Source organism: Bacillus sp. 05T31 (assembly GCF_056396725.1).
The window spans coordinates 1-450 of record NZ_JBFTMA010001387.1; the positions used below are offsets into that span (position 1 = coordinate 1).

General features: G+C 31.3%; 1 protein-coding gene. It reads left to right on the forward strand.

Annotated elements, in window-relative coordinates; translation table 11 throughout:
- Positions 1–275: 275 nt before the first annotated feature.
- Positions 276–450 (forward strand): aminopeptidase P family N-terminal domain-containing protein (locus AC1DJR_RS33430; RefSeq protein WP_477004617.1); only part of this gene is annotated, 175 nt, incomplete at its 3' end.

A 450-nucleotide genomic window follows, 5' to 3' on the forward strand; every position in this document is an offset into this window, starting at 1 on the left:
TTACTTTCCTAACTTCAATATTATCAAAAAATTTGACAGTGCTATTTCGTATTTGTATAAATTTTTTTACAGTGTGTAAAGAAATTGAATCTTTAGTTGATGTTTTTTTCATTCTCTCACTAATCTGTATTTCACGAGCAGCCCACCGCCCACAAATAATGGGCTGAATTTCTTATCTTCTCTAAAATATATGCAATTCCCACTATCTTTTTCTCTAAAAATATTTTTTGGCACGCTATTTGCTTTATTAAATACTGCGAAAAGGGGGAATTAACATGACTTTAAGAATTAATAAAATCCAAAATCAACTACAAAACTATGAAATTGACGGACTACTTATTACAAAAAAAGAAAATCGTCAATATACAACAGGCTTTACAGGTAGTGCTGGCGTCGTCTTAATCTCTGCGGATAACGCTGTTTTTATAACTGATTTCCGCTATGTAGATC